5 protein-coding genes and 1 pseudogene are annotated in these 6,713 nt (G+C 70.9%); 4 read left to right on the top strand and 2 right to left on the bottom strand.

Going from position 1 to position 6,713, the window contains the following annotated elements; all coding sequences use genetic code 11:
* Positions 1 to 347: pseudogene (locus ACFPIJ_RS42070) on the bottom strand (hypothetical protein); the annotation flags it as partial.
* Between ACFPIJ_RS42070 and ACFPIJ_RS42065 the strand changes: the two are divergent.
* Positions 313 to 978, top strand: a complete 666-nt coding sequence (locus tag ACFPIJ_RS42065; protein ID WP_380124259.1) for a hypothetical protein — start codon at positions 313 to 315, stop codon at positions 976 to 978. The pseudogene ACFPIJ_RS42070 and the gene ACFPIJ_RS42065 sit on opposite strands and share 35 nt — an antisense overlap.
* 75 nt (positions 979 to 1,053) lie before the next feature.
* On the opposite strand, the gene ACFPIJ_RS42060 is transcribed toward ACFPIJ_RS42065, so the two are convergent.
* Positions 1,054 to 2,055, bottom strand: a complete 1,002-nt coding sequence (locus ACFPIJ_RS42060) for a LacI family DNA-binding transcriptional regulator (RefSeq protein WP_380124257.1) — start codon at positions 2,053 to 2,055, stop codon at positions 1,054 to 1,056.
* A 1,002-nt stretch (positions 2,056 to 3,057) separates the two neighbouring features.
* Between ACFPIJ_RS42060 and ACFPIJ_RS42055 the strand changes: the two genes are divergently transcribed.
* Genes ACFPIJ_RS42055 through ACFPIJ_RS42045 form a run of 3 tightly spaced genes read left to right on the top strand, consistent with a single transcriptional unit; the run spans position 3,058 to position 6,637 of the window.
* The gene (locus ACFPIJ_RS42055; protein ID WP_380124255.1) at positions 3,058 to 4,047 is read left to right on the top strand and encodes an ABC transporter substrate-binding protein; all 990 of its coding nucleotides are present in this window, start codon (positions 3,058 to 3,060) and stop codon (positions 4,045 to 4,047) included.
* An 11-nt stretch (positions 4,048 to 4,058) separates the two neighbouring features.
* Complete coding sequence (locus ACFPIJ_RS42050) at positions 4,059 to 5,564, top strand: sugar ABC transporter ATP-binding protein (RefSeq protein ID WP_380124253.1); 1,506 nt, start codon at positions 4,059 to 4,061, stop codon at positions 5,562 to 5,564.
* Entirely contained in the window at positions 5,564 to 6,637 is a 1,074-nt protein-coding gene (locus tag ACFPIJ_RS42045; protein WP_380124250.1) for an ABC transporter permease, read from the top strand. The genes ACFPIJ_RS42050 and ACFPIJ_RS42045 overlap by 1 nt, the downstream gene beginning before the upstream one ends.
* Positions 6,638 to 6,713 lie beyond the last annotated feature (76 nt).

Below are 6,713 nucleotides of genomic sequence, written 5' to 3'. Positions count from 1 at the left end.
GTGGCGTCGAAGGCTGCGGCGTCGGAGGGTGCTTCTCCGGTCGTGGCGTCGAAGGCTGCGGCGCCGGAGGGTGCTTCTCCGGTCGTGGCGTCGAAGGCTGCGGCGCCGGAGGGTGCTTCTCCGGTCGTGGCGTCGAAGGCTGCGGCGCCGGAGGGTGCTTCTCCGGTTGCGGCGTCGAAGGCTGCGGCGCCGGAGGGTGCTTCACCGGTTGCGGCGTCGAAGGTTGCGTCGCCGAAGGCTGCGGCGCCGGTTGCGCGGCCCGTTGTGCGGTCGCCGGTGAAGGCGGCCCGGAAGGCGGCGCCGGCGCGTGGGGTGCCCGACGACGACGAGATCGAGGCGTTCTCCACCTATGTCGTCGGCTCGCCCTGGGCGTGGCTGGTGCAGCCGGACCGCGGGTTCGTCATGCCGGGCCGGCCATGGTTCGAGGCACCGATCCATCCGCTGCACGTCACGCTGCCGTCGGGGCGGGGGTACACGATCCGGGCCTGCTTCCAGGACCCTGACGAGATCGGGTTCCTCGACCGGGACGGCCGCCCGCTGCTGTTCCGCTCCACCGAAGGGCTCGCCCGGCACCTCGAGCGGGACGACCACCTGCTGGCCGGGATCGAGGGCTGGGCCCGGGTGAAGGACTGGTTCGCCAACCTCGTCCTGACCCCGGACGACGAGGACCGGGTGGACCTGGAGATCGTCCCGCTCATCCTGCAGCACCCGCCGGCGCAGTGGCTGCCCGACCTGCTGGTCAGGAGCCGGGACCTGGTCGCCGAGCTGGCCGCCGCGTTCGCCCTGCGCGAGGTGTCGCGGCTGATCGCGCGCGGCTCGCGCCTCGACGAGCTGGACGACGTGCTGCGCCGGTCGCAGCGGTCCGTGGCCGGCTGGTCGACCCGCCGCCGCCTGCGCACCGTCGACACCGTGCGGGTGGTAGGGGACTGGCGCCGCATCCTGGACGCCGTCGACCGCGCGGTCGTCTGGGAGGACTGACCCCACACGTTCCGCGCCGCGGGTCCTTCCCGGTGATCGGCCACCGGGCACGCGGCGGCATGCGACTCCGGAGGCTCAGGAGGGGCGCGGGTGGTCCTGGGTGCGGGCGGCGCTGGCGCGCACGACCAGCGATGGGGCGAGGTGGACCGGGGCGGTGGGGGCGGGCGTGCCGGCGAGCCGGGCGACGAGCAGGTCGACGCTGCGCCGGCCGAGCTCGGCGAAGTCCTGGTGCACGGTGGTGAGCGGGGGCAGGAAGTAGCCGGACTCCGGCATGTCGTCGAAGCCGACGATGCTGGCGTCGTCAGGGACCGAACGGCCCGCCTCGTGGAACGCGCGCAGGACGCCGAGGGCGATGTGGTCGTTGCCGCAGAAGACGGCCGTGACGCCCGGGTCGGCGGCGAGGAGCTGGCCGCGCAGGTACCCGGAGCGGGCGGACCAGTCGCCGGCGGTGACCGGCGGGACCGGGGCGCCGGCGGCGTGCAGGGTCTGCCGCCAGCCGTCGATGCGGTCGCGGCCCTCCGGCCAGTCGGCCGGGCCCGGGACGTGGTGGACCGTGCGGTGGCCGAGGTCCAGCAGGTGGCTGGTGGCCAGGCAGGCGCCCCGCACGTTGTCGACCCGCAGCATCGGCACGGCGCCGTCGTCGGCCCCGCCGACCCCGACGGTCGGGGTGCCCGGCGGTGCCTGGGCGAGCGCGTCGGCGACGGAGTTCTTCGGCGCGATGGCGATGATGCCCTCGACGGCCTGCGCGCAGAGCTGCTCCAGGGCGTCGAGCACGGCGTGGCGGTCCAGTGAGCGCACGGTGGCGATGCTGACGTAGTAGCCCGCCTCGCGGGCGGCCTTCTCGATGCCGTAGATCATCGAGGCGGGGCCGGCCAGGGTGGTCTCGAAGCCGATCAGGCCGATCGTCCTGGACCGGCTGGTCACGAGGGTGCGCGCGGCGAGATTGCGACGGTAGTTGAGGATCCGCACGGCGTCCAGGACCCGGCTGCGGGTGCCGTCGCTGACGTTCGGCAGGTCGTTGAGGACCCGCGACACGGTCTGGTGCGACACGCCCGCGAGGCGGGCCACGTCGCGCATCCCGACCTTCCGTGGCGGCGGCACAGACACCGCGTCGGGGACGGCGCCCCCGGCGTGTGCGACCGGCCCCCGCCGGCTCCGGTCCGGCCCCGTCGGCCCCGGCACCCCCACCCGCCGCAACGGCGCCGGCGACCCGCCGCCCGAAGGCCGTGCCGGCGACCCGCCGCCCGAAGACTGTGCCGGCAATGCACCGCCGGAAGACCGTCCGCCGTTGTCCGAGGGCCGCGCGCCGGCATCCGAAGGCCGTGCCGGTGACCCGCCGCCGGAAGACCGTCCGCCGTTGTCCGAGGGCCGCGCGCCGGCATCCGAAGGCCGTGCCGGTGACCCGCCGCCGGAAGGCCGCCCGCCGCCGTCCGAAGACCGCCCGCCGCCGTCCGAAGGCCGCCCGCCGCTGTCCGAAGGCCGTGCCGGTGACCCGCCGCCAGAGGACCGTGCGCCGCCGCTCGAAGACCGCGCCCCGTCGGAGGAGGGCAATCCCGGCGACCCGGCGCCGGTCGCGGAACGCCGCCTGGCGTCCTCGCCGCCCGGGGACGGTGCGCCGCCCGCGCCTGGCACCCTCGTCGCGGGCCCCCCGATGTCCGGGGACCGCCCGCGGTTGTCCGGGGACAATGCCCGGCCAGCCGGAACATCGCGTTCGGGAGGTGCAGTGTCACGGTCTGTGGAAGGACCGTCACCACGACCCCCGAAGGCGATACGTTCCGTAGGCATGACGACACGATCGGTCGAGTTTGCAGCGGCGGAGGCGGCACGAGCGGAGGCTCCGCGGTCCCGCCCGGAGCGCGCGGGGTGGGCCAACGAGCACCTCCGGTCACGAATCGACGTCACAGACTTGACGCCGGGGATGAGAACGCTAACACTCTCGACATACAACCGCGACGGCCAATGTAACCATGGCCGGAGCAAGGTACCCCCATCGCCACACACCCCGGCGGTGGGGCGGTCCGCCCTTGAATGTGAACGTTCACGCGAACTGCACCAGACACCCCGTTAGGAGAAGGCGTAGTGCTGAAGAAGTGGTCCGCAGCCGTGCTCAGCGGCCTGTTGGTGGTAGGCGCGCTCAGTGCGTGCGGCGGCGAGAAGGCCGACGACGCAGGCAGTGGCACGAAGGACGACGGCAAGATCACGATGGGCTTCGCGCAGGTCGGCGCCGAGTCCGGCTGGCGCACCGCGAACACCAAGTCGATCCAGGAGGCCGCCACGGCCGCCGGGATCGAGCTGAAGTTCTCCGACGCGCAGCAGAAGCAGGAGAACCAGATCAAGGCGATCCGCAGCTACATCGCGCAGAAGGTGGACATCATCGCCTTCTCGCCGGTCGTCGAGTCGGGCTGGGACACCGTGCTCAAGGAGGCCAAGGACGCCAAGATCCCGGTGATCCTGACCGACCGCGCGGTCGACTCCAAGGACACCTCGCTCTACAAGACCTTCATCGGCTCCGACTTCGTCCTCGAGGGCAAGAAGGCCGGCGAGTGGCTGGTCAAGGAGTACCAGGGCAAGACCGATACGGTGAACATCGTCGAGCTGCAGGGCACCACCGGTTCCGCCCCCGCCAACGACCGCAAGTCCGGCTTCGCCGACGTCATCAAGGCCGACCCGAAGTTCAAGGTCATCGCCTCGCAGACCGGTGACTTCACCCGTGCCAAGGGCAAGGAGGTCATGGAGGCCTTCCTGAAGGCCAACCCCAAGATCGACGTCCTGTACGCGCACAACGACGACATGGGTCTCGGTGCCATCGAGGCGATCGAGGCGGCCGGCAAGAAGCCCGGCGTCGACATCAAGATCATCACGGTTGACGCGGTCAAGGACGGCATGACGGCCCTCGCCGCTGGCAAGATCAACTACATCGTCGAGTGCAGCCCGTTGCTTGGCCCTCAGCTGATGGACCTGGCCAAGAAGGTCATCAAGGGCGAGACGATCCCGCAGCGCGTGCTGACCGAGGAGTCCGCGTTCACGCCGGAGCAGGCCAAGACCGAGCTTCCGAACCGCAAGTACTGAGAGGCGCAAACATGGGGACCGCACTGCTGAGCATGAGCGGCATCAGCAAGCAGTTCCCCGGCGTCAAGGCTCTTGAGGGTGTGGATTTCCGCCTGTACCAAGGGGAAATCCACGCCCTCATGGGCGAGAACGGCGCCGGGAAGTCGACGCTGATCAAGGTGCTGACCGGCGTCTACGACATCGACGAGGGCGAGATCGCACTGGACGGCCGTCCGGTCCGGTTCGCCGGACCGCAGCAGGCCACCGAGGCCGGGATCAGCACCGTGTACCAGGAGGTCAACCTCTGCACGAACCTGTCGGTGGCGGAGAACATCTTCATCGGCCGGGAGCCGACGAAGTTCGGCCGGATCCAGTGGGGCGTCATGCGGCGCCGCGCCACCGAACTGCTGCAGCGCCTCGAACTCGACCTCGACGTCACGGCCCAGCTGTCGACCTACTCCCTCGCGGTCCAGCAACTCGTCGCGATCGCCCGCGCCATCGACGTCGACGCGAAGGTCCTCGTCCTGGACGAGCCGACCTCCAGCCTCGACGCCGGTGAGGTCGCTCAGCTGTTCCGGATCATGCGGCAGCTCAAGGCGCAGGGCATCGCGATCGTGTTCGTCTCGCACTTCCTCGACCAGATCTACGAGATCTGCGACCGGATGACGATCCTGCGCAACGGCCGGCTCGTCGGCGAGCACCTCGTCGCCGACATCAGCCAGCTGCAGCTGGTCAGCCTCATGATCGGCAAGGAGCTGGCGCTGCTGGAGCGGCTCGAGGACGCCGGCAAGCGGTCCTTCGACGCCGCGCCGGCCGTGGCCCAGGCGCACGACCTCGGCCGCACCGGCGCGGTCGAGCCGTTCAACCTCACCATCCACAAGGGCGAGGTCGTCGGACTCGCCGGGCTGCTGGGCTCCGGCCGCACCGAGCTCGCCAGGCTGTTCTTCGGCGCCGACAAGGCCGACAGCGGCCGCCTGGAGATCGACGGGATACCCGTCACCATGCACGGCCCGCGCGCTGCCATGAACCACGACATCGCGTACTGCTCGGAGAACCGCAAGACCGAAGGCCTCGTCGAGGAGCTGTCTGTCCGGGAGAACATCATCCTCGCCCTGCAGGCGGCCCGCGGCTGGACCCGCCCGCTACCGCGGCGGCGCCAGGACGAGCTCGTCCAGAAGTACATCGACGCGCTCAACATCAACCCGAAGGACCCGGAGCTGCCGGTCCGCAACCTCAGTGGCGGCAACCAGCAGAAGGTCCTGCTCGCCAGGTGGCTCATCACCGAGCCGCGGCTGCTGATCCTCGACGAACCGACCCGCGGCATCGACATCGGCGCCAAGGCCGAGATCCAGCGGCTGGTCGTCGAGCTGTCCGACGGGGGCATGGCCGTGCTGTTCATCTCCGCCGAGCTGGAGGAGGTGCTGCGGCTCAGCCACCGCATCGGCGTCCTGCGTGACCGGCGGCTGGTGACCCAGCTGGAGAACACCGACGCGGTCGACCTCGACCGCCTCACCGAGACGATTGCGAGCGGCACCTGATGGCGGCGATCACCGAAACCCGGCTGTCGATCACCAGAGCCGCCCGGCACCGGCTGTTCTGGCCGGCGGTGATCCTCGTGATCCTGCTCGTCACCAACGTGTTCTTCTCCGGCAGCTTCTTCAAGGTCGAGTTCCGCGACGGGCACCTGTACGGCAGCGTCATCGACATCCTGCGCGCCAGCGCACCGCTCGGCCTCGTCGCGCTGGGCATGACCCTGGTCATCGCCACCGGCGGCATCGACCTGTCCGTCGGCGCCGTCGTCGCGATCGCCGGGGCGCTCGCCTGCCTGCGCATCAGCGGCCTGGACGACCAGAACAGCGTCACCGGCGTCCTCCTCGCGGTCGGCCTCGCCCTGCTGCTGTCCCTGGCACTGGGGGTCTGGAACGGGTTCCTCGTCGCGACCGTCGGCATCCAGCCGATCATCGCCACGCTGATCCTCATGGTCGCCGGGCGGGGGCTCGCCCAGCTCATCACCGACGGGCAGATCATCACGATCAACAGCAGCCCGTACAAGATGATCGGCGCCGGCTACTGGCTCGGCCTGCCGCTGTGCGTCATCATCGCGGTCGGCGTCGCCGTGGTGGCCGGTCTCATCGTGCGCCGCTCGGCGCTGGGCCTGCTGCTGGAGTCCGTCGGCGGCAACGCGGAGGCGTCCCGGCTCGCCGGGATCAAGTCGCGCTGGCTGATCCTCATCGTCTACGTGTTCGCCGGGCTCTGCGCCGGCATCGCCGGGCTGATGATCAGCTCCAACGTGTCCAGCGCCGACGGCAACAACGCCGGCCTGCTCATCGAGCTCGACGCGATCCTCGCCGTGGTCATCGGCGGCACCTCGCTGTCCGGCGGCCGGTTCTCGATCGCCGGCACCATCCTCGGCGCCGTCATCATCAAGACCCTCGACATCACCATCTACACCGTCGGCATCCCGCCCGAGGTGACGCTGCTGTTCAAGGCGGTCGTCGTGGTCGTCCTGTGCCTGGCCCAGGCGCCGAAGTTCCGCGAGAAGTTCCAGCGCCGCCGCCCGTCCGCGCCGGCCCCGCAGGCGCCGCAGCAGAAGGTGGAGGTGACCGCATGAGCGGCCAGCGGAGCGGCTCGGGCCGCTCATCGGAATGGCAGGTTGGCTCAGGCCGGCGCCGGAGCGCAGCGGAGGT

The sequence above is a fragment of the Dactylosporangium cerinum genome (assembly GCF_042653625.1).
GTDB lineage: Bacteria > Actinomycetota > Actinomycetes > Mycobacteriales > Micromonosporaceae > Dactylosporangium > Dactylosporangium cerinum.
The sequence above is the reverse complement of the archived record's forward strand: the minus strand, read 5'-3'. Positions and strand labels throughout refer to the sequence as shown.

Bases quoted from the DNA above. Each gene is read 5' to 3' on its own strand.
- ACFPIJ_RS42060 (WP_380124257.1), bottom strand. From the start codon at position 2,055: ATGCGCGACGTGGCCCGCCTCGCGGGCGTGTCGCACCAGACCGTGTCG.
- ACFPIJ_RS42050 (WP_380124253.1), top strand. From the start codon at position 4,059: ATGGGGACCGCACTGCTGAGCATGAGCGGCATCAGCAAGCAGTTCCCC.
- ACFPIJ_RS42045 (WP_380124250.1), top strand. From the start codon at position 5,564: ATGGCGGCGATCACCGAAACCCGGCTGTCGATCACCAGAGCCGCCCGG.